The organism is Flavobacterium sp., from assembly GCF_043722275.1.
In the GTDB taxonomy this organism is placed as follows: domain Bacteria; phylum Bacteroidota; class Bacteroidia; order Flavobacteriales; family Flavobacteriaceae; genus Flavobacterium.
Genome location: NZ_JAYSPC010000015.1, coordinates 28,103 through 50,942, shown reverse-complemented (window position 1 = coordinate 50,942; position 22,840 = coordinate 28,103). Strand labels below are relative to the sequence as shown.

25 protein-coding genes are annotated in these 22,840 nt (G+C 34.5%); 14 read left to right on the top strand and 11 right to left on the bottom strand.

Going from position 1 to position 22,840, the window contains the following annotated elements; translation table 11 throughout:
• Window positions 1–157 precede the first annotated feature (157 nt).
• The 6 genes from ACHZDT_RS02520 to ACHZDT_RS02495 all read right to left on the bottom strand — a co-directional run bounded on the left by ACHZDT_RS02520 (window position 158) and on the right by ACHZDT_RS02495 (window position 6,181).
• On the bottom strand, window positions 158–430 hold the full coding sequence (locus tag ACHZDT_RS02520; protein ID WP_394773090.1) for a hypothetical protein: 273 nt from the start codon (window positions 428–430) through the stop codon (window positions 158–160).
• Between the two features lie 242 nt (window positions 431–672).
• Window positions 673–1,425 (bottom strand): SDR family oxidoreductase, encoded by a 753-nt coding sequence (locus ACHZDT_RS02515; RefSeq protein WP_394773089.1) that lies wholly within the window; start codon window positions 1,423–1,425, stop codon window positions 673–675.
• A 35-nt stretch (window positions 1,426–1,460) separates the two neighbouring features.
• The gene (locus ACHZDT_RS02510; RefSeq protein ID WP_394773088.1) at window positions 1,461–2,651 is read right to left on the bottom strand and encodes an MFS transporter; all 1,191 of its coding nucleotides are present in this window, start codon (window positions 2,649–2,651) and stop codon (window positions 1,461–1,463) included.
• A gap of 159 nt (window positions 2,652–2,810) precedes the next feature.
• Window positions 2,811–4,997 (bottom strand): hypothetical protein, encoded by a 2,187-nt coding sequence (locus ACHZDT_RS02505; protein ID WP_394773087.1) that lies wholly within the window; start codon window positions 4,995–4,997, stop codon window positions 2,811–2,813.
• Between the two features lie 28 nt (window positions 4,998–5,025).
• Complete coding sequence (locus ACHZDT_RS02500) at window positions 5,026–5,502, bottom strand: CinA family protein (protein ID WP_394773086.1); 477 nt, start codon at window positions 5,500–5,502, stop codon at window positions 5,026–5,028.
• A 22-nt stretch (window positions 5,503–5,524) separates the two neighbouring features.
• The gene (locus ACHZDT_RS02495; RefSeq protein ID WP_394773085.1) at window positions 5,525–6,181 is read right to left on the bottom strand and encodes a DUF6766 family protein; all 657 of its coding nucleotides are present in this window, start codon (window positions 6,179–6,181) and stop codon (window positions 5,525–5,527) included.
• Between the two features lie 302 nt (window positions 6,182–6,483).
• On the opposite strand from ACHZDT_RS02495, the gene ACHZDT_RS02490 reads away from it, so the two are divergent.
• From ACHZDT_RS02490 to ACHZDT_RS02475, 4 genes are all read left to right on the top strand, one after another.
• The gene (locus ACHZDT_RS02490) at window positions 6,484–8,628 is read left to right on the top strand and encodes a catalase (protein WP_394773084.1); all 2,145 of its coding nucleotides are present in this window, start codon (window positions 6,484–6,486) and stop codon (window positions 8,626–8,628) included.
• A gap of 18 nt (window positions 8,629–8,646) precedes the next feature.
• Entirely contained in the window at window positions 8,647–9,231 is a 585-nt protein-coding gene (locus ACHZDT_RS02485) for a ferritin-like domain-containing protein (protein WP_394773083.1), read from the top strand.
• Between the two features lie 89 nt (window positions 9,232–9,320).
• A complete protein-coding gene (locus ACHZDT_RS02480) occupies window positions 9,321–9,812 on the top strand; it encodes a DNA-deoxyinosine glycosylase (RefSeq protein WP_394773082.1) in 492 nt (163 codons plus the stop codon).
• Between the two features lie 242 nt (window positions 9,813–10,054).
• Window positions 10,055–10,816, top strand: a complete 762-nt coding sequence (locus tag ACHZDT_RS02475) for a transporter (protein ID WP_394773081.1) — start codon at window positions 10,055–10,057, stop codon at window positions 10,814–10,816.
• A gap of 79 nt (window positions 10,817–10,895) precedes the next feature.
• Here ACHZDT_RS02475 and ACHZDT_RS02470 read toward each other — a convergent pair whose 3' ends face one another.
• The 3 genes from ACHZDT_RS02470 to ACHZDT_RS02460 form a co-directional block, all read right to left on the bottom strand.
• A complete protein-coding gene (locus ACHZDT_RS02470; protein WP_394773080.1) occupies window positions 10,896–11,597 on the bottom strand; it encodes a DUF421 domain-containing protein in 702 nt (233 codons plus the stop codon).
• Window positions 11,590–12,285 (bottom strand): DUF421 domain-containing protein, encoded by a 696-nt coding sequence (locus ACHZDT_RS02465; RefSeq protein ID WP_394773079.1) that lies wholly within the window; start codon window positions 12,283–12,285, stop codon window positions 11,590–11,592. The genes ACHZDT_RS02470 and ACHZDT_RS02465 overlap by 8 nt, the downstream gene beginning before the upstream one ends.
• Before the next feature lie 338 nt (window positions 12,286–12,623).
• On the bottom strand, window positions 12,624–12,878 hold the full coding sequence (locus tag ACHZDT_RS02460) for a hypothetical protein (RefSeq protein ID WP_394773078.1): 255 nt from the start codon (window positions 12,876–12,878) through the stop codon (window positions 12,624–12,626).
• Window positions 12,879–13,546: 668 nt separating this feature from the next.
• On the opposite strand from ACHZDT_RS02460, the gene ACHZDT_RS02455 reads away from it, so the two are divergent.
• From ACHZDT_RS02455 to ACHZDT_RS02440, 4 genes are all read left to right on the top strand, one after another.
• The gene (locus tag ACHZDT_RS02455) at window positions 13,547–13,921 is read left to right on the top strand and encodes a response regulator (protein WP_394773077.1); all 375 of its coding nucleotides are present in this window, start codon (window positions 13,547–13,549) and stop codon (window positions 13,919–13,921) included.
• A 211-nt stretch (window positions 13,922–14,132) separates the two neighbouring features.
• A complete protein-coding gene (locus tag ACHZDT_RS02450; RefSeq protein WP_394773076.1) occupies window positions 14,133–14,297 on the top strand; it encodes a hypothetical protein in 165 nt (54 codons plus the stop codon).
• Window positions 14,298–14,439: 142 nt separating this feature from the next.
• A complete protein-coding gene (locus tag ACHZDT_RS02445; RefSeq protein ID WP_394773075.1) occupies window positions 14,440–14,583 on the top strand; it encodes a hypothetical protein in 144 nt (47 codons plus the stop codon).
• 17 nt (window positions 14,584–14,600) lie between these two features.
• Window positions 14,601–14,999, top strand: a complete 399-nt coding sequence (locus ACHZDT_RS02440) for a hypothetical protein (RefSeq protein WP_394773074.1) — start codon at window positions 14,601–14,603, stop codon at window positions 14,997–14,999.
• A gap of 344 nt (window positions 15,000–15,343) precedes the next feature.
• On the opposite strand, the gene ACHZDT_RS02435 is transcribed toward ACHZDT_RS02440, so the two are convergent.
• Entirely contained in the window at window positions 15,344–15,946 is a 603-nt protein-coding gene (locus ACHZDT_RS02435) for a ferritin-like domain-containing protein (protein ID WP_394773073.1), read from the bottom strand.
• A 199-nt stretch (window positions 15,947–16,145) separates the two neighbouring features.
• Entirely contained in the window at window positions 16,146–17,315 is a 1,170-nt protein-coding gene (locus tag ACHZDT_RS02430) for a zinc-dependent alcohol dehydrogenase (RefSeq protein ID WP_394773072.1), read from the bottom strand.
• 338 nt (window positions 17,316–17,653) lie between these two features.
• Here ACHZDT_RS02430 and ACHZDT_RS02425 point away from each other — a divergent pair, with 338 nt between their 5' ends.
• From ACHZDT_RS02425 to ACHZDT_RS02400, 6 genes are all read left to right on the top strand, one after another.
• Complete coding sequence (locus ACHZDT_RS02425) at window positions 17,654–18,814, top strand: glycosyltransferase (RefSeq protein WP_394773071.1); 1,161 nt, start codon at window positions 17,654–17,656, stop codon at window positions 18,812–18,814.
• The gene (gene glf / locus ACHZDT_RS02420; RefSeq protein WP_394773070.1) at window positions 18,811–19,950 is read left to right on the top strand and encodes a UDP-galactopyranose mutase; all 1,140 of its coding nucleotides are present in this window, start codon (window positions 18,811–18,813) and stop codon (window positions 19,948–19,950) included. The genes ACHZDT_RS02425 and glf overlap by 4 nt, the downstream gene beginning before the upstream one ends.
• Window positions 19,950–21,095, top strand: a complete 1,146-nt coding sequence (locus tag ACHZDT_RS02415; RefSeq protein WP_394773069.1) for a hypothetical protein — start codon at window positions 19,950–19,952, stop codon at window positions 21,093–21,095. Before glf ends, ACHZDT_RS02415 begins: the two co-directional genes overlap by 1 nt.
• An 18-nt stretch (window positions 21,096–21,113) precedes the next feature.
• Window positions 21,114–21,560: an adenylyltransferase/cytidyltransferase family protein gene (locus tag ACHZDT_RS02410; RefSeq protein WP_394773068.1), complete on the top strand. Its 447-nt coding sequence runs from the start codon at window positions 21,114–21,116 to the stop codon at window positions 21,558–21,560.
• A 12-nt stretch (window positions 21,561–21,572) separates the two neighbouring features.
• On the top strand, window positions 21,573–22,181 hold the full coding sequence (locus ACHZDT_RS02405) for an SET domain-containing protein (protein WP_394773067.1): 609 nt from the start codon (window positions 21,573–21,575) through the stop codon (window positions 22,179–22,181).
• Window positions 22,182–22,390: 209 nt separating this feature from the next.
• Complete coding sequence (locus ACHZDT_RS02400; protein WP_394773066.1) at window positions 22,391–22,753, top strand: hypothetical protein; 363 nt, start codon at window positions 22,391–22,393, stop codon at window positions 22,751–22,753.
• Window positions 22,754–22,840: the final 87 nt, after the last annotated feature.

Genomic DNA, 22,840 nt, shown 5'->3' with positions numbered 1-22,840 from the left:
ATGATTTATGTATCATCTTTGCTTGTAAATTCTCTTTTTGCAAGTCTTTCAACCTGTTTGTAACATCATTTATAATTTTTGATGTTCTATTAACTTTTCTTTTTTTAATACAAAGATTTACATCAGGATAATAATCCTCTATCATGTATTTCCGGTATTAATAATTTTGAGATGTTTGCGAGTTGCTTTTATCCTCAGCATCGTGTCCGCTTTGTTTTACAAGTTTATTATAAATACCAAGCAGTAAAAATGGTGCAGCCCATTGTCCTACAAATAAGGCGTTATGCTTTCTGCCCAGGCATTTTAACGTTAATGATGTTCCCATTGCTGCCAGTGATGCATATAAATATACATCTGACGGAATTTTTGATGTTTGCTCTTCAATAGCTTTTGCCGTAGCACCTTCTGTGTTTTCGTTGTCTAGTAACATAATATTTTTATTTAAAATTAATATTGGAAAATTAAAATATTCAACTGAGGAGTTTTTACAGAATTTACTTTAGGTTTTATAACATTATAAGAACATAAAAATCTGAATATCAATTAACAACATCATATTCATTTTAAATTATCAGTAAATGAATTTCAATAATAATAATAATAATAATAGATCTTTAAACAAAAAATGTGCGCAACTATTAATTGCACACATTTGTTATAAATTGAAAATTATTAAATAATTTGCAACAAAGGTCTTATTTGCATGCTTACAATATCACATCTTTTAGGCTGGGATAACGTATATAATATGCTCATTGCAATATCATCGGCGTCAAGCATTTCCATTTTTTCTATTTTTTCCCTTTGTTCTTCTTTCGTTCCGGGTTGCATGTCAGACATTACGGCTCCGGGTTCAATAAGGCTTACTTTTATCCCAAACGGATTTATTTCTTTTCGAAGTGCAGCCGTAAAACCGTTAATAGCCGTTTTTGTAGTTACATATATTGTACTTTCGGGATTACGGACTTCAGCGCTCATAGATCCTACATTAATAATATGTCCTGATTTTTGCGATTTCATTCTCGAAACCGCTTGTTGTGCAAAATCAATGTAGCCTTTAATATTAGTGTCAATTACATATTTCCAATCATCACTGTCCGTTATTCCTTGTGCAGATAATGCGGCGTTATTGATTAAAATGTCGATTCCGCCCATTTCAAGATCTACAATATCCAGAATCTTTTTAATATCATCTTCATTTGTAACATCGGCAGGAGCACCATATAATTCAGCATCAGGATAATTTGTAGTGATTTCTTCTAATGCCGCATTAAAATCTTCGTGATCACGTCCAAAAATAAGAACTTTTGCGCCAAGCGAAACTAACAATTCAGCAGTAGCTTTTCCTATTCCTGTTGTACCACCCGTTACAACGATATTTTTATCCCTGATATTCGATCCAAAGTATTCATTTAAATTTTTCATAAGTATTATTTTAGTCAATTAATAAAAACACTTTTTTAAAGTGCAATTTCTTGTGTATGTTCTATAACTGTTTTAGAATCTTGTTTTATTCTTTTTATTAATACAATCATTATTAGTGCAAGAGCCGTAATTATTCCAAAGGCAACTCTGATACTTGCCGCTTCAGAAATAAAACCAATAATGGGCGGAACAACCAAAAATCCCAAATAACTAATACTTGAAATTGAAGCTAATGTTCGCGCACTACCCTCTTTTGCTGATTTTCCCGCAAGACTTAAAATCAAAGGCGAAATACAGGAAATCCCAAAACCTGTCATTAAAAACCCAATAAATCCAAATATTGGATAAGGAACTAACACAACTAACAGAAAACCTGCCGTGAGCAAAATGGAATTATAATAAAGCATATTTTTTACCCCAATTCGATTCACTGTGCGGTCTCCGGCAAAACGCCCAATAGTCATTGCGACCATATAAATAGCAAAAGCACCTGTAGCCATCGCTTGTGAAGCGTGCATGGTTTTCTGGAAATAAACACCGCTCCAGTCATACATTGTATTTTCGCAAGCCATGCATATAAATACAATTATGGCGTAATGCAAAACTGATTTTTCGGGCAGGGAAAATAATGTTTTACTTTTTTTAGGCTGAGGCGGATCATCAATTGTATATTGATATTGATACAGCGTTAAAGCAATCATAGCAAGCCCAACCAACGGAAAATGCCATTTTATACCAATATCCATACTGACCAAAAAATAACCAAGCGCTGCGCCGGAAAATCCTGCAATACTCCAAATACCGTGAAATCTTGTAATAATAGATTCTGTATAATGGCGCTGAACACTTACAGCCTGTGCATTCATGCTAATATTTAAAAGATTTCTGGCTGATCCAAAACAGAATAAAATGATAAAAAGCTGCCAGACCTGAGATACAAATCCTGTAAAAAATAATACGCCGTTGAATGCCACAGATCCTAAAAGCATTATTTTTTTACTGCTAAATTTCCCTAACAGATAATTGGTAAGCGGCAAAGTACAAATGAGTCCAATAGGCATGGCAAATAATATGGTTCCCAGCATACTATCGCTTAAATCAAAAGTGGTGCGAATGGTTGGTATTCTGGATGCCCAGGCAGCATATCCAAATCCTGATATAAAAAAGAATATCGCATTTGCCGTTCGGTTTTTTTCCCGTGTTATATACTTGCCGTTTATTTGCATGCGTAAAATTTTTAAAAGATATCTTCCTGTAAATAAATATTTACATTCAATTACTTAAAATTAAATATTTGAATATCAGAGCTATTATAGTTTACAGATTAACTTTTATAATATTTTCAGTTTAGAGCTATAGAAAATTTTCTCATCAGGAAATGCTTTTTACCAGACAATTTTCACCATAGTATCGCCTTTTATATTATAATGCAAAACTGTTGCGCCCGAAAATGAAGGTTCGATTTCTTCTTTATTTTGGGTGACTTTTACATTTTTCGGAATTTTCTTTGGATAAATAATCTTGACATTACAGGAGAATTCCCCGCTTCCTAAAGTTTTGAATGTGATGGCGTTTTTAACCTTTCTAAAACCTTTTATCGGATAATCTGAAAATATTAAAAAGTCCTCTTCTTTGACTTTGCAATATTGTCTAGGAACCACGCCAAAAGCCACACCACCGCCATAAACTTCCTGACCAACCTGACCGCTTTTTTCCCAGCCTGTATAAAGATCTTCAAGCGGTATCCATAATTTTGGCTGGATTTCTCCTGTTTTCACTTCTTCAGACAGCATATTTTCCGGCAGTTTTGACGGATAATAATACGACATTCTGCTTAGGGAATATTTTACAAACTCAGGAATCAAGATTTTTAAAGATGGTAATATTTCAACATCTTCAGCTTTGATCATGTATTCCCTTAATTTAGCATATACCTCATGTTCCTCATATACGGCGCTATAAGGCGCATCATTAAGTGGAAAAACAGAAAAATAATTGGGATAATTTTTTCCGAAACCATATTCACAATTCCAAATTTGCATGTTTTTAAATAATCCCGCCAGACAGGCAAAACTCAAATCGAGATACATTTTTTCGCCCGTTATTTTATAAAGATCCAATAATGCTCCGGCAGAAAATGCGGTGTTATTTGCCTGATAAAAAATATCAAAACCACGGCCAATCAGTTTTTTTACTGCTTTTTTAGCCTCGCGCAAATAAAGTTCGTCTTTTGTTAATTCATAAACCAGAAGCATTAAGTGCGCATAAGAACCGGGCACATCTTTTTCACCTCCTTTACCTTCTGCGGTTTCTTTTTTAATCACTTCTAATGTGTCCATTTTATAAAAAACAGGCCATTCATAGTCAAAATGGTGCGCGACATTTATAGCAAACGGAATAGAATCAAGCAATAATTTTTTGGCAATTTTTTCCCCTTTTAAAGCAAGTCTGCTAAGATTCATTAACGGATGATGCAGGTACCAGGAATCCATTACCATTTTCTCTTTTTGCTCCTCTGATCCGTCCAGTTTATCATATAAAGCGGGTAACCAGCGATTAATTGTTTTAATATTAGGATCATAAAATGCCGAAATTCCTTTTTGCAGATCATCATAAAGCGGATGTTTTTCTCCGGTCCAGTCCATATATTCCTTCAATGGCATTAACACAGCAAGCTGAACCATGATTTCTGATGGTGTTTTGTAATCACACAAATAAGCATTCAAATACGGAACGCCATTTGTTTGCGTCCAGCATCCTTTGTTATGATATAAATCTTCCTGACATTTTTCGGCAATTTCCGTCCACTTATGATATTCAGTATCCGGATGAGGAAGCGATTTGTAAACTTCGCCTAAATTATTTAAAAATTGATGTGTAACCTGAATATCATCTTCGGCAATTTGGTCAGAAAATAATACATAAGCATCAGATAAAATAAAATCCTTATCAGCCGGCAAAGGCAAATTTTCTGTCAGCGGTAATTGAAAACCAATTTCCGGCCAGTCTCCTCCCACAGTTTCACCAACCGAAGTTCCCGTAGCTTCACAATATGCACTCATAGAACCCAAATCCTGAAAGTAAAATACAGATCCGGTTTTAGGTTTTGTCATACTCAGAAAAAGAAGTCCGGAACGCGCTCCTATTTGATGCGCGTGGATGTTTCCAAAGGTATTTTCTACGTTTCCATTTTCTGTTAAAGGCAAAATATCGCGTGGCCAAAACGGAATCATTATCGGAAAATCAGCTTTGAACGATGTTTTATAATGTAATAATGGAGATAAACCATTAGGGAAATCAATTGTTACCTCGTATTTCCCAATTCTGGTTGTCATGTTAATTACTACTGTCTGACCGTCATCAAATAAATTGGTCACTTCAAAACAGCTGTTTAAACCAAAAGCTGCCCTGAAAGCCATTTTTCCCTGATTGGGCCATAAAGTAACAATCCATAAAGAATCGCCGGTGTTGTATAATTGAAAGGTATAATCACGGAATTTTTTCTCCCACAAAACCGTGCTGTTTTCAAGATCTGACTGCGCGGTAGCGGTCCATGGTGAAATTGATTGCATGTGTTTTATAATTTTAATGGATTAATTTTTAACTAATTTTCTTTATAATCAATTCTGCTGCACGATCAGCAGCTTTGAGCACAATTTGTTCAGGATTACCTGAAAATACTTGCTTATGGCTAATATTGCCAACAGGTGTTATGATATATAAAAATATTGTGCCAACGGGTTTTTCCTTGGTTTCACTGCCTCCGGGAGTGGTTAAACCTGTAATTGCCACAGTTATTTTTGCATTAAAAAACTGAGCTGTTTGTTGCGCAAGAGCTTTTGTAACTTCCATAGATTCCGGCGTAAATTCCTTAATGAGATAATGAGGAACGTGCAGAATCTGTTCTTTTACAAAAACTTCATAACAAACAATTCCACCTCTTAATATGTCTCCGGAATTTTGCGTCAGGGAAAATTCTGCGCTTAATCTTCCTGCCGATGCACTTTCTGCAAAGGCAATATTCAATCCTTTTTCTGCAATAATTTTACTGCATTCTTTAATAATTTCTGATGGCATAATTTCGCTTTTTAAATCAATATTATTCTCCAGTTTCCATATGTGGCGCATCGACAGGCTTTGATTGCGATGAACCTATTTGTCGGAAATAAATAGACAGCATAATAATGGCAAAAACAGATAGAAATTCGCTTTGCCAGTTTTGAAATGATTCAAACCAAAATCTCGAATCTCCAATATAGTCTGAAGCTGTTTCTAAGGGAAGCCCTTTTAAGGAAAGTTGTTCGTTTTCATCTTTCAGACTTCCACAAAAATGTAAAATGAATGAGATAAAAAATAATAAAAACAAAATGATGGTTAGCGAATGTTTGTATATCGCTAAAATAAATCCGCCTTTTTTTACGGGCCACGGCGCATCCTTTCGATTTGGCGATGGTTCTCTGTCTACTTCTTCCTCTTTATCAAAATCCTTAGATTCTGATGAGCCTTTTTGTTGTAAAAAAATGGTAAGCACAACAAATAAAGCCATTTGCAAAAATTCACTTTCCCAGTTCTCAAAAGTTGACTGAACAAAATGTCCGGAAGTTAAATAAGGAAATAACGAAATGGCAGATGAACCTTCATCAATAAGTTCCTTATTATGTTCTTCAAATCCAAAAATTATCTGTCCAAATAATGTTGCTATAAAGAGCAAAAAAAAAGTAATAGAAAGGCCATTGTTGCGTAAGAATGTTTTCATAATAATATGTTTTGATAACTACAAATTTGTAATCTTATAAAGACATTTCCTTACATCATTAAACATATATTTTATAGAATTATAATTCTGATAAATAATTAGCCCAAGTTTAAAAAAGTCCAAGTATCTATTCCTATTACATTTAATTACAGCAGGTTATAATCTTGTAATATTGATCTTATAATTATGTAAGAATTTTATAAAGGTGAAAAGTAAATTTGAGAACCTTAAAAATCAGCTATTGGGAATTTGAAAATTCTACCATAAGTTTTTAAGTAAAACAATAAAAAAACACAAGACATATGGAAAATTTACAAGATGAAAAACAACGGGATTTGTCCATCAATAAATCTGATGGAACCAACAAATTTTTAACTACTGACCAGGGTGTCAAAATTAATGACGACAATAATTCACTAAAGGCTGGTGAACGTGGTCCATCTTTATTAGAAGACTTTATTTTAAGAGAAAAAATTACGCATTTTGACCATGAAAGAATCCCGGAAAGAATTGTACATGCAAGAGGTTCAGGAGCTCATGGTTTTTTTGAAGTTACAAACCCAATACCTGAATTAACAAAAGCAGGATTTTTGCAGGAAGCAGGACTTAAAACTCCGGTTTTTGCAAGATTTTCGACCGTTGCAGGTTCGCGTGGTTCTACAGATTTAGCACGTGATGTTCGCGGATTTTCAGTAAAATTTTATACTCAGGAAGGAATTTATGATTTAGTAGGAAACAATATTCCCGTGTTTTTTATTCAGGATGCAACAAAATTCCCTGATTTAATTCATGCCGTAAAACCTGAACCACATAACGAAATTCCACAAGCAGCATCGGCACACGATACCTTTTGGGATTTTATTTCGCTAATGCCGGAGTCTATGCACATGATTATGTGGGTAATGTCTGATCGTGCCATTCCCAGAAGTTACCGTATGATGGAAGGATTTGGCGTTCATACTTTCAGATTAATTAATGAAGCCGGAGAATCTACGTTTGTAAAATTTCACTGGAAACCTAAATTAGGAACTCATGCTGTAGCCTGGGATGAAGCTCAAAAAATTTCAGGAAAAAATCCTGATTTCCACAGAGAAGATTTATGGGAAGCTATAGAAATGGGGAATTTCCCTGAATGGGAATTAGGCGTACAAATAATCCCTGCCGAAGATGAAAACAAATATGATTTTGATTTACTGGACCCAACAAAATTAGTTCCTGAAGAATTAGTTCCCGTAACGATCATAGGACGAATGGTTTTAAATAAAAATCCTGATAATTTCTTTGCAGAAACGGAGCAAATTGCTTTTCATCCCGGACATGTTGTACCAGGAATCGATTTCTCAAATGATCCGCTTTTGCAAGGGCGTTTATTTTCATACACAGATACTCAATTATCAAGATTAGGAAGTCCTAATTTTCATGAAATCCCAATTAACCGAAGTGTTGCGCCGGTTCACAACAATCAACGTGACGGACATATGCGTCAGGAAATCAATAAAGGTCGTGTGAGTTATCACCCAAATTCACTTGGCGGCGGATGTCCTTATCAGGCAAAAATTAGCGAAGGCGGTTTTTCAAGTTTTGGAGAACGTATTGATGCACATAAAATCAGAGAAAGAAGCGAAAGTTTTGATGATCACTTTGGTCAGGCCAAATTATTTTTCAACAGCCAGACATCAACAGAAAAAAGCCATATTATAAAAGCACTTCGTTTTGAACTTGGAAAAGTAGAAACTACTGCGATTCGATTAAGAATGCTGGGATTACTTTCACAAGTTGATATGGAGCTGGCAGAAAAAGTTGCAATAGGACTTGGGGCAACCGTTCCGCCAGTATTAGAAACACCGTTAAATCATGGTGTATCGCCAGAGAATCTTACCGAAGGCAAACATGAATCGAAAACTGTAGATCAGTCTGTAGAATCATCAGATGCTTTGACGATGCTTAAAAACCCAACAAATTCACCTACTATCGCATCACGAAAAGTAGCTGTAATATGCGCAGATGGTGTCTCTGAAGCCAGCGTTATGAATATTAAAAATGCACTTTTAAAACAAGATGCAAAAGGCTGTATTATTGCGCCACATCTGGGATCTGTACTTACTGACAGTGACGGAGCTATTCACGTTGATTTTAGTTTTCTTACAGCATCATCAGTATTATTTGATGCAGTTTATGTAGCTGATGGTTTGGGTATTAAAGTACTAATTGACAATGATGATGTAAATGAATTCCTAACAGATGCTTACAAACATTGTAAAGTTATTGGTGCTGATGGTCAGGCAATAAACGTAATCAATGCGGCTCCATTTGCTTCAAAAATTACTAATGATGACGCGGGAATTATATTAACCGGCGATGCAGCTTCTGATGCATTTGCGCAGGAATTTATTGCAGCTATGGGAAAACACCGTATCTGGGATCGTGAAAAAAACTTATATAACTAATAGAAAAAATCAAACCTTATGAAAAATTCAGAAAAACCAAGTGCAACAAAAGCTGGCAATACTAATGGCAGCGTTCCTAATAATGCCAGTGCTATTGTAGAACCTGCCAGCGATGCAGCTACAGAATTAAGAGAATTATTTATTGACAGCCTTAAAGATATTTATTGGGCCGAAAATGCTTTAGTGGGCGCTTTGCCTAAAATGGCTGCCAACGCAACTTCTGCAAGTCTGGCAAGTACTATTAAAGAACATCATGCAGTTACGCAAAACCAAGTGGCTCGTTTAGAGCAGGTATTTGAAATTGTAGGAGAAAAAGCCGAAGGAAAAAAATGCGAAGCTATGGCAGGACTTTTAAAGGAAGGCGATAGTATTCTTGAAGAAACTGTTCCCGGAGCAGTTCGCGATGCAGGTATTATAGCGGCTTCGCAAAAAATTGAACATTATGAAATTGCCACTTATGGTACTCTTGTGGCCTTTGCCAAAACACTTGGTGAAAATGATGCAGCTAAATTGTTGACGCAAACTCTTGCCGAAGAAAAAGAAGCGGACTGTTTACTTAACGATGTGGCGCTAAACGCGATCAATATTGTAGCAGCTGAATAGTGATTTAATCTTTATTAATTTTACTAATTATTAATTCAACAAAAAACATCTGTATCATCTACAGATGTTTTTTCATTTACTAAACAAAAATGTATAAAGAAGCTTTGCCTCCGCTTATAAATAATTCGAGCAGGATATTAATTCTTGGAACAATGCCTGGCGATCAATCGATTGCTAAACAGGAATATTATGGCAATAAAGGCAATCATTTCTGGAGAATTATGTTTACTATTTTCAACCAGGATTATAGTTTGAATTATGAGGATCGCAAGAATTTATTAAAGTCTCATCAAGTTGCTTTATGGAATGTTCTTGCAAATTGTATCAGAATTGGCAGCAGCGATTCTAAAATTAAAAATGAAGAAGTCAATGATTTCGAGAATTTTCATCTTCAATATCCTGATATCAAATACATCTTTTTCGAAAGTAAATCTGCGGCAAAATATTATCAGAAATATGTAAAACCAAAAGAAGGTATTTCATATTATATCATGCCATCAACAAGTGGACTGAATGCGGGAATTCCGCTTTCGGAAAAAATTGATTGCTGGAGAAAATTAGCCGAAATAACGTTTGACTAGTACTTCAGGCAATAAGATGGCTTTAGCCAAATATTGGATTTAGGCTAAAGCCATTCAGATTGATTTTATATAAACTCCAGCTAAAGCTGGAGGCAACTCAAACTAAACTTTACGAGAAAAAATATAGCATCACAATTGTCCCACAGGGAATACACATTTTAATAATTATTATAAAATCAAATCACCATTTCAATTTTTAAAAAACCTTTTTTTCATAAATGACTTTAAAAAAAATACACGCCATGAAACTTAAAACTATGAATATATTCAATAAATGTCTCGCTGTTGGTATCTTTGGAATATCCTATATTGGTTCAGCGCAACAAATACAAACCGACCGTCCTAACGAAACCGAAAATCCCAGTACAATAACGCCAAAACGTTTGCAAGTGGAAAGCGGATTTTCCTTTGAAAAAGAAGACGATGAAAAAACCTTTAACGTTCCTGAAATTGTATTTAGATACGGAATCTTCAAAAATGCCGAAATCCGGGTTGAAACTGCGCTTAAAACTTTTGATAAGGAAAATGAGGATAATAAATTTGGAATTGAACCTGTTAAAATTGGAGCCAAATATCATATTTTAGATCATAAGGGAAAAGCAATTCCAGATGTTTCTTTACTTGCCCGTGTCAGTATTCCCTGGATGGCGGATAACGCTTATCAGGAAGAGAAATACAGTCCCGAAATAAGATTACTTGCCCAAAATACACTTTCAAAAACATGGCGTTTGGGTTATAATTTAGGTGTTAAATGGCTGCCCGAAAATTTACAGCCGGAATATATTTATACCCTTTCTGCAGATCATTCTCTTTCGAAAAAATTTAAGGTGTTTGTTGAAGCTTATGGTTTTACCGAAGCGCATCATCACGCCGATAATAGTGCCGATGCAGGAGTTTTATTTTTGGTTACCCAAAACTTACAATTAGATCTTATGGCAGGAACCGGCATCATGCATTCGCCTTCAAAAAAATTCGCTGAAATTGGCGTCTCATTCCGAATTTAAGTTCGTCACTTCACAATAAATAAAAAAACCAGCGTAATGCTGGTTTTTTTATTTATAAGCTACTTATTTTATATCGGAATTATGACTTTGGCTTAACAGCCATTTCCCATTTATTTTCGCCACAAAAATCACATTTCCCGCTTTCGGTATTTTCATTTTTAGCAGTATTGCCACAACTTAGGCATGCTTTAATGTGGTTATCAAAATCTATTTCTTTTCTAAAATCTTCATCTGTAGCAGGCAAAATGCATAATCCGGGTTCTTCTTTGTTGTTGTATAATACTATCGAAAAAACTCCTTTGGCTTCAAAATAAACACGTTGAACGGTTCCTAAATTTATAATACCTTTTTGCCGAAGGGCTGCAAAAAGACGCTCGCGGGTGATCCTGCTTTTTTTCATTTCAGGAATTATCATCCTCTTATCTTCTACCAAAGTTGATATTTCATCTAAGAGTATTTTTTCTGCCTTAGAACTTCTTGATGTCAAATAAGCCTGAAGTAATTGTAAAGAAATAATTATAATTATAACCAAAATCGACGGCAAAAGTCCTCTTTCCGGTGTATGAATTGCAACCCCAACGGAGGCTCCAAGTGTAACCAGTGTAACCATTTCGCCGCGACTCAGCATGGATTCCATACGCCTGCCTAACAAACGTAATGAAAAAACCAGAATGGCATATATAATGAACATTCTGAAAATCACTTCAAAAATAAATTCAGGCGGCACCTCTCCTAAAAAAATGCGGGTCCAATCGGTAATTTTTATATCTTCCTTATCCATTTTTCACAAATTCTTTTGAAGCTGCAACCCAATGTTCATGCTGACATGTGGGACATTTTTCATTATAATTCTTTTTTACAACAGTCCCGCACCACGCACAGGCAAGATGGTCTTCATCTTTTATACTAATTGTGTCTATATCTTTTAAGGGAATAATGGATAAACCCGGCTTTACCTCTTCATTTTTATAAATACTGAGTGTTCCAGATGATTCACTATAAGCCCTTTTAATCTGACCTAAATGCCGGATTTCTTTTTCCCGCAGAATTTCAAATAATTGCTGTCTTGAAATAAAATGCTTTTCTAATTGCTTTACATTTATTATAGCATCTTTTACCAATATGGTCGCTTTTCCCTGCATTAATTCTTCCCATTTTCTACTTACAAAAAAGCTATAAGTTAAACTTCGCTGTAAAAGTAATACGGTAAATAATACCACCAAACCTAGTACAATTCCGTGTATTGGCCCGTGCATAGGCATTGCAACGATTGCACCAAGCGTAATAAATACTGCTCTTTCTGTAATGGTTAATATTGAATTTGTGCGTTTTCCTAATAATCGAACTACAAACATAAGCGCACAATATAAAATAATGCTCCGGATGGATACTTCTATAAGTATTTCCGGAGGAGCGTTTCCAAATAAAATTCGGTACCAATCTGTAATATCAATATCATCTTTATCCATTGATTATGATTTAGTTAAAAATATAACAAGTATAAATTTGCTAAGTTTTAGAACTTTTATTTTATAAGATCACAATTCATAATTATATAATTTACATTCTTTCAATTACAAAAACGGACTTTTTTTTATATATAATCTGAAGTAAAAAAAATCTCTCCTGCTAACTTCTCCCAAACCTAACAGGTTTTTAAAACCTGTTAGGTTTATCGTTTCAAAGACAAACTGCTTATTTTTTAAATAAAAAAACCTGTAACAAATTGCTACAGGTTTTCAACCAGGAATTAATAAGTAATCAACTAAGTAAAGTATAAAAAAGCAATTGTAAGATGACTGTATAATTATCTGCCTTTTGTCGTTGTAGTATCAGTAGCTGATCCGGCAGATCCATTACTACCTGAAACACCAGTTGTTCCGTCAACGCCCGTTGCTCCGGTTCCCACTGTATCAGTACTTACTGCGGTTGTATCAACGGTTTCTACTGCTGTAGAATCTGCGTATTGATCTGTTGTCGCAGCATCATTTTTTTTGCATGAAAATGCAAGTCCGGCAACTACAACTAAAAGTGCCATTTTGGTTTTGAATAATGTTTTCATAATTTTAATTTTAATAATTTATAATATCTTAAATTCAAAAGTAAAATTACAAGTAATAAAATTATTACATAATTACCGCAAAAGTTTATACTTATAACATTTTTACACTCCAATTATAAGTTTTATTATTCACCCACAATTTAGACGTAACGGTAAGTTAACTGAAGTTGCGATCGAGACTGAAAACAGCGAAGGCATCAAAGTAGAATCTGAACTGATCTCGTTTAAAATTCTTTTTAAATAATCCAAACAAGTTGAAGATCAAAAACTTAAACATGGAAATTATATAAATAAAATTGAAAATTATATAAAAAGATATTTACAGGCATAATTATGTTTGCGAAAAATCGTATAAATTTAATCTGTATTTAATGAAGGCAATTAATATATCTTCAGTTTTTTCGCTCCTTTTCATCTCCATTTTACTTGTTAGTTGCAGTGGGCATTGTGATGACGAAGATTATAAGCAAGAACGGCAGAAAAAAAAAATCGTACAAAACGATTCATTGGCAATCAGGAATTTAGAATAGATAAAACCCGTTCGAGACAAATTCTCCATTTTTAATCCCTTTAAGATTTATCTTATTTATTATTAAAGTACTTGTATATCGTTTTCAGGAAACATTAAAATTTACCCCCAATTCAATCATTTAACTAAATTAAAAATTATGAGATACAGAAACATTTTGCAAATTGACGACGACGATGACGATTGCGAATTCTTTCATGATGCGCTTTTATGTATATCAACAGCAAATTATACTTCGTTGCACAATCCTGTTGACGCATTGAATCAATTAACGGCAAAGCAGATAAATCCTGATATAATTTTTCTGGATTTGAATATGCCAATCATGACAGGTTTTGAATTATTATCAGAATTTAAAAAAAGGGATATTATCCAAAATGTGCCTGTAATTGTATTTTCTACTACTGAAGCAATACAGGATAAAAAGAAAGCAGCAATCTTGGGTGCCGCTGATTTTTTCACGAAACCAACAAGTTTAACTGATCTAAAAAATTTACTTCAGCGAGTCATTTAATTTGCAATTAGTTATTAGAGAATTTATAGTATCGAAAAAAGCCTGCATTCCACAGGCTTTTTTTTTATTTAAAATATATTCCGAATTCAGCAGCATTCTTTTTGAGATTGTTTTATAAGTAGCTGATAATTATATAAATCGCGAATTAAAATGATGCAAACATATATTGCTATAAGATTTTACTTTTGAAATAACTTAAATATATGACATCATGAAAAATAAAATCTCTAACTCAGAAAATGCAGAAAAAAATAACGATAATAAAAAAATTGTCGATAATAACAGTTCAAACGAATCATCAAAAAATACTGAATCACGTGCTATAAAAAAAATTCCGGCAAAAAACAACAATCAGGAATATCCACTTGGTAATTAGGATTTATCTTTCGCAGATTTTTTGTGAACGTTTAAAAACATAAAACATAACTATCTGATAATTATAGAATTATTCGGGATAATAGTATAACCAATCTCTGTTTGACTCGAATAGATTTGTAGTATAATTAAAAAACAATGTTATGGACACTTCCTATCACAAAAATAGTACTGCAACCAGCGCGAGAGCTTCAGACAAAAAATCCGACACGAAAACAACGTCTGCAAGAAGCAATGAAAAATCGCATGATACAACAAAGAAAACAGTGCAAACTCAAAAAAACTAATTTTAAAATATCTTATTATGACAGCAGAAAATAATAAATTTTACGGACAGGAAAATGGCAATTTTCCAAATTCAGACCATCAAAGTATCGATTTAAATGAAAACCCATATGATTCTGAAAACCTTGATAATGAATCAGACAGCGAATTAAAGGATATAACGGAACAAGACATTGAAAATGATCTTAGAAACAATGATCCTTCTGAAGGATTTGAAACCGAAATTGATACTCCGGACAACGATGAGTTTGAAAGTGATAAATTTGAAACGGATGAATTAAATCAGGATAATTCGGTTAACAAAGAATTTGAAATTGGAGAACTTAGTAACGACGAAATCAAAAACGACGAAGTCAACAGGGATGAGATCGATAATGAAGAATTCGATAAGGACGAATTTGGTCAGGGAAATTTCTAAAATTTAATTATCTGATATAAAAAAAACCGTTAATAAAATGACGGTTTTTTTATGGGCAATTTTTAAAATATTTTAAAAAAGTAATCTGTATTTTACACTTCGATTCTTCCCCATAAAAGTACTTTTATGTTACAGCCATAATGTCGCAGATTGGGTGTAAACCAGCTAAATTAATTTTTCCTGCGTTGTAATTTAATTCCTTTATTTTGACAATTGCGTTTTTTAAAACCCACTCGGCAATGCATATTATTTTATCAACGTCATTCATTTGGCAGAGAAAATAGTTTGAGAATAATTTATAAAAAAAAACCTGTGCCATTTGATCTGACACAGGTTATAAAGGCTTATAATTCTTCCTCTTCATCATCGGCAGCATCAAAATTAATCGAATTATAAGCCGTATCAGTTAATAAAGTATCTGCTTGTTTTTCTTCTTCAAGTGTTGCTTTTAATAATTCAACAGCTTCTTGTTCTCCTAATGTTTCGGCAAAAGCTGCTAAAGTTCCGTAAGTGGCTATTTCATAATGCTCAATTTTTTGAGATGCCGCAATAATTCCCGCGTCACGAACTGCGCCGGCTTGCGTTTCTTCCATAATGCCTTCGCCTTCTTTAATAAGTCCTTCCATAGCATCACATTTTTTTGCAGCCGCTTTTTCACCTAGAATTTCAAAAACTTTTTCAAGTCTCGTTACTTGTTCTTCGGTTACAATTAAATGGTCATTAATGGTTGCAATAAGATTTTCTGAAGTTGAATTTTTCGCCATTTTAGGAAGCGCTTTTGTCAGTGCTTTTTCTGCCCAGTAAATATCCTTAAGTGAATCTATAAATAGTTCTCTTAATCCTTCGGCAGCTGATGGTTTTGCTTTTACTTTTCTACTTGTTCCTGATGTACTGCTTTTAGTGGCGGTACTCTTTGCAGTTGTTGTACTTTTTGTTGCAGTTTTCATAATTTAAATTTTTAAGGTTATAATTCAAATTTAAAAAAGCTGCCTCGGTATTGTTTACAAAATTGATTTTTAAATTTTACATGATTCACATTTTCAAACACTTACCATTATTTATTAAATACGAAAGCTCTTTATCCAAATAAAAAAATCTGCAGCAAGTGCAGATTTTATTCTAATTTTGATTTCGGCAAAAGCCGGATTATTGCCACGGATCAAGAACTACTTTCACGCAGCCATCTTCACGCTTTTTAAAAATATCATAAGCATGTGAAATCTCAGATAACGGAAGTCTGTGCGTAATAATATCGTCTAGTTGTACTTTTCCCTGCACGACATATTCTAAAAGTTTATCGATATGTTTGTGTGCCGGCGCCTGTCCGCCTTTTAGGATAATTCCTTTATCAAAAAATTGTCCTAACGGAAAATTATCATAATTCACCGGATAAACACCTAATACTGATACAATACCGCTTCGTCTAACGGCGCTCATACAGGCTTCTAAAACTTTAGTAGATCCTTTTTCAAAATTAATTGTTGCCTTAATTCTGTCACCAAGATTTCGATCCGGTTCAAATCCAACTGCATCAATACATACATCGGCACCACGTCCCTGAGTCATATCGCGAATTTGCTCAACAACATCTTTGGGTCCGTCTTCCCATAAAATAGTAGTCGCACCTGTCGTTACTTTTGCCTTATCTAATCGAAATTGAAGTGTATCAACAATAATAACCTGCGAAGCTCCGCGAAGCCAGGCACTTTTAGCAGCCATAATTCCCACTGGTCCAGATCCAAAAATAGCAACCGTTTCACCGCCTTTCACTTCTCCCCAATCTACTCCCGTATATCCTGTTGGAAAAATATCGGTAAGAAACAATAATTGTTCATCGGTTAAACTATCAGGAACAACTCTGGGTCCGTAATTCGCATATGGAACACGAACATATTGTGCCTGACCTCCATCATAACCTCCGTACAAATCGGTGTAGCCAAAAAGTGCGCCTCCTTTTTCTGTTAAAATTCCACCTTCGGGACCGTAATTTTCAGGATTACTGTGTTCGCAATTTCCGGGAACATCATGATTACAGAAAAAACAATTTCCGCATGCAATAGGAAACGGCACTACAACCCTGTCTCCTCTTTTAAGATGTGTCACCGCTGATCCGGTTTCTTCAACTATTCCCATAAATTCATGTCCCAAAACCATAGGTCTGGGTTGTGGCAAACCGCCCGAATAAATATGAAGATCTGATCCGCATATTGCCGTCGATGTTACCTTTAATATAATATCATCCTGGGCTTTTAATTTAGGATCATCAACCGTATCGTATTTTACAGAACCGGGCCCGTGTATCACTGCTGCTTTCATAATAAGATTTTTTAAATTAATAGAAACGCTAATTAACTCATCTTTAGAATCATAATCTTACACTTTACCTCATATATCTTACATATAACAAACGTTAAAGTCGTTTATCAATTTATTTCTGAAAAAACCAAATAAAAAACTACGCTGAAAATGCTATCCTTTCTTAAGGCTTTAAAAATCAATACGTAGCAAAATGTAATTTTGTAACAAAGGCAGATAATTATATAAATTTCTTACGATTAACCAATATACATTTGGCTCAATAAAGTGACAAAAACCCCGTACACTTTTAAATTTTTCAATCACGTATTAAGTAATAAATTAAAAAAATCATTGCCATGTTAACAAATTTACGCCCGCCACAGAAAAACAAATCCGAATTTTCAGCTTCTCAAAAAACCGAAGCTGCTATTGGATATTCAACAGCACAAAAATATGATATGGTCGTTTTCTGTCATCTTAGATGGCAGTTTGTATACCAGCGTCCACAGCATTTGATTAGCCGATTGTCTAAAAATGCAAAAATTTTATTAATCGAAGAGCCAATAGGTTACGACAACCACGATGAAAATTCCGGTAATTTATTGGTCATAAATGATAACCTTCATATTTTACAGCCCAAAGTAAAAGATATTGAAGCCATTGCGATCATACTTCCTGAATATATCAGTAATCTTAATCCTTCTGTGGGATGGTTTTATTCGGCATCATTTAGTCCTTTATTAGATGTTTTTGATTTTGAAACCGTAGTTTTTGACTGCATGGATGAATTGACTTTATTTAAAGGAGCGCCAAAACAATTAATAGAACAGGAAAAATACCTGATGGCAAATGCTGATATTGTTTTTACAGGCGGAAAATCCTTATATGAATCCAAAAAACAACATCATGATAATGTGTATTGTTTTCCGAGTTCTGTAGATCAGCCTCATTTTGCGCAAGCTCTTAACGGAATTGAGGTTCCGGCGGATATTGCAAATTTACAAGCTCCGGTAGTTGGATATTTTGGTGTAATCGATGAGAGAATCAATCTTGAATTATTACACGAAACTGCTAAAAAATTACCTAATGTTTCCTTTGTAATGATTGGTCCTTTGGCTAAAATTGATCAATCAGATTTGCCTCTGGAAGATAATATTTACTATTTAGGAATGAGATCTTACAACGAACTTCCTAATTATTTAAAAGGATTTGATATCGCAATGATGCCTTTTGCCATTAATGATGCGACAAAATATATAAGCCCAACTAAAACGCTTGAATATATGGCGGCGGGAAAACCTATAATTTCTACAAAAATTACTGATGTGGTCCGCGATTACAGCATTTGTGTAAATCTTGTTGAAACTGCTGATGAATTTTGCGAAGCCATCACCTATTTGTTTGACAAAAGAGATCAGCTTTCTATGGAACTGGAATATTTTGACATTCTTAAAAAAACTTCGTGGGACGCTACGGCAAACAAAATGGAGTCTATCATTAAAACTTTTGCACAATGAAAAATATCGATATTTTAATTATCGGCGCGGGAATTTCCGGAGCCGTTCTTGCCGAAAGATACGCGTCAATAGGCAAACGTGTTTTGATTATAGAAAAACGAAATCATATTGCGGGAAACTGCTACGATTATATTGACGAAAACGGAATTTTAGTGTCTAAATACGGCGCTCATTTGTTTCATACTAATGAAGAAACAGTTTGGAAATATGTCAATCAATTCTCAAAATGGTACAATTGGGAACACAAAGTTGTGGCTCGCGTTGATGATAAAACCGTTCCAATTCCTGTAAATATTACTACGGTCAATGAACTTTTTAATACCAATATCAGCTCTGAAGAGGAGATGAAAAACTGGCTGGAGGAAAACCGAACCGCTATTGAATCTCCTTCTAACGGTGAAGAAGCAGTTTTAAATCGTGTTGGTCCCGTTTTGTATGAAAAAATGTTCAAGCATTATACTAAAAAACAATGGGATAAATATCCGGCTGAACTTGATGCTTCGGTTTTAAACCGAATTCCCGTGCGTTATGATTATGACGATCGTTATTTTTCGGATACGTATCAGGCATTACCGGAAGGTGGTTATACGCAGCTTTTTGAAAATATACTGAAACATCCTAATATCGAAATTCTTTTAGAAACTGATTATTTTGATGTTAAAGATCAATATAAAGGATATGAAAAACTGTTTTATACCGGACCAGTTGATCGCTTTTTTCACTTTAAACACAGTCTTACCCAAAAACTGGAATACCGTTCTATAAATTTTGTGAGCGAAACTGTTGAAGCCGAATTTTTTCAGGAAAACTCGGTTGTAAATTATCCGGGAACTGAGGTTGATTTTACCCGAATTATCGAATACAAACATTTTGGAAACCAAAAATCAGATAAAACTACTGTTGTGCGCGAATATACTGTTGATGATGGCGAACCGTATTATCCGGTTCCGAATCCTCGTAACGAAGAAATTTATGCGCGCTATAAAACCGAAGCAGATCAACTTGTAGATGTTCATTTTGTGGGCAGACTTGCTAATTATAAATATTTTAATATGGATCAGGCTTTTAAAAATGCTTTGGATCTTTTTGAAACTCTCGAAAATAAAGACACGATCAATTATAAAACTGCCGGTTAATGAAAATTTTCAACACTTTTTTCATCGGTGGTTATGAATGTGCAGATCATATTAACCGCTCCGGCGAAAGAATTAATCTTTTACAGGAAACCCAGCACGATATCAGGGTTATCGAGGATTATGAGGCACTTTGTAAACTTGGCATAAAAACCGTTCGCGAAGGTATTTGCTGGAGCAACGTCGAAAAATCAGCTGGGATTTTTGATTTTTCTGAAGTTTATAATCGCATGAAAGCTGCGGAAACTTTCGGAATTCAGCAAATTTGGGATCTCATTCATTTTGGTTATCCCGATGGATTATATCCGACGCATCCACATTTTTGCAGTCGTTTTACCGCTTTGTGTCAAGCATTTGCCACTTTTTATAAACAAAATGCTAAACAGGATTTGTATGTCGTGCCTATCAATGAAATAAGTTTTCTTTCGTGGCATTCCGGTGATGTTCGCGGCACGGTTCCTTTTGCTGTAAACAGCGGTTGGGATATTAAATATCATTTGTGCAAAGCGGCTATTTTAGGAATTAAAACTTTAAAAGAAGCTGATCCTGATTGTGTTATTGTATTAGTTGAACCATTGGTTAAAATTCATTGTGACGAAAATACGAGCGCAGAACATGCAAATGAACTAAACGGACATCAATTTCAGGCGATGGATATTATTGCGGGAAGAATGTGTCCGGAACTTGGCGGATCTGAGGAATATCTGGACATTTTGGGATTCAATTATTACTGGAATTGTCAATGGCGCGTGAACGGTGAAACGCTTGACTGGCCTGAAACAGAACCTTTAAGAATGCCAGTTTCTGATTTACTTCAAATTGCTTACGATAGATATCGCAAACCTATTTTTCTTTCTGAAACCGGGCATTTTGGCTCAGGCCGGGTTCCGTGGATTGAAGAAATTACATCAGAATGTTTAATCGCACGAGAAAACGGCGTCGATTTTAACGGAATTTGTATTTATCCAATAACCGACAGACCGGATTGGGACGATTTAACCAGTTACAGCAATTGCGGCATTTGGGATTTAGATGCTTCAGGTAACCGAATTGCAACGCAGGAATATATTGATGCCGTTATTGAAGCTCAATCCCAATTTAGAAATCCGGCGAAAATCATGGATTTTTTCCTGAACTTATTTAAATAATATTAATACCAAATTAAGATGAAAGTCATAAAAACAAAAATCGGAATTACATTTAGCGCCTTTGATTTACTTCACGCCGGACATGTAAGAATGCTGGAAGAAGCAAAATTATATTGTGACTATTTGATCGTGGGTTTACAAACTGACCCAACAATTGACAGACCTGAAAAAAATAAACCTACGCAATCTGTCGTAGAAAGATACATTCAGCTTAAAGCGTGCAAATTTGTCGATGAAATTATTCCGTATGCTACAGAGCAGGATCTTGAAGATATTCTTCAGGCTTTGCCTATTGATGTGAGGATTTTAGGCGATGAATATAAAAACGCAAATTTTACCGGACGCGAATATTGCGAGAAAATGAAGATTCAGCTTGTGTTCAATAAACGCAATCATCGCTTTTCAAGTAGTGGGTTAAGAAAAGAGGTTTACCAATGTGAATGCCTAAAAATTGTCAACGATTAATGATTATAAAATATGATACATACAGATACTGAAGTACGCTTTATAAGTCCGGAAAAAGGATACGGACTTGTTGCTGTAAAATTTATTCCAAAGGGAACAATCACGTGGGTACAGGATGAACTTGATCAGGTATTTTTGCGTGAACGCACTTTGGATTTTAATCCTTTTACTAAAAAATATCTCGACACTTACTCCTTTACCAATAAAAATGGCGATCAGGTTTTGTGTTGGGACAATGGCAAATTTGTCAACCATAGCTTTAATCCAAGTTGTTTTAGCACGCCATATGATTTTGAGATTGCGATCCGGGATATTTATCCGGGCGAAGAACTTACAGATGATTATGGTTATTTGAATGTTGAAACTCCGTTTGACGTTATCGATGAAGGAACTGAACGAAAAACCGTTTATCCGGATGATATTTTGCGTTATCATGCACAATGGGATGCGTTAATCAGGGAAAATGCGCCTTATGTTTTTGAGGTTAATCAGCCGCTTTTGAATTTGATTACTGATGAAACCTGGAATGAATTCAAAAATGCCGTCGCCAATCCTGAAAAAATGCGTTCTATTTTAGACTGTTATTATGATCCCAAAATTCATTCTGACAGTACTGTTTAATTGTTATTTTTTTTATCCAATTAATAATCAGATAAATAAAAATTGCGAAGTGATAATTACATAATGATTCTGTCAAATTTTATAAAACATTTATTTAATGTCTTTCTAATTTTAATTTGTAATTGTATTTCATTATAAATCAACTACATGAATGATTCACAATGGAAATAATCAGAAAAAAATAAAAGAAAAACTTAAAATATAACGCGATGAGAACAGATTATATAAACTACGAAGAACCTATTTCTACAGATGATACTCCTTTATATGTAGAACAATATGAACGTGATCATATGGATTGGCAATATAAATCGACGAGGGAACAGCTTTTATGCTGGGGCGAAGAATCGAATTATCTTGATAGTGAATTTTCTAATGAGCTTGAAAATACGGATCAGGGAAATCTGGACGACACTGATTATGATGATGCTTTAGACGAAGATCCTACCGAAGAAGAAGATGAAGAAGATGATGATCCGTATGAAGATTTTGAAGAGGATGAAACCGATGAGGAAGATTTTGAAAAGGAAGATTTAGATGATGAAGATTTGAATGATGAAGATCTTGAATGAATCTAAAGATGACTTTGATGAAATATAACTAAATAGAAAAATTTAGAATACTTCTTAAAACCATTAGCTAAAACTAATGGTTTTTTA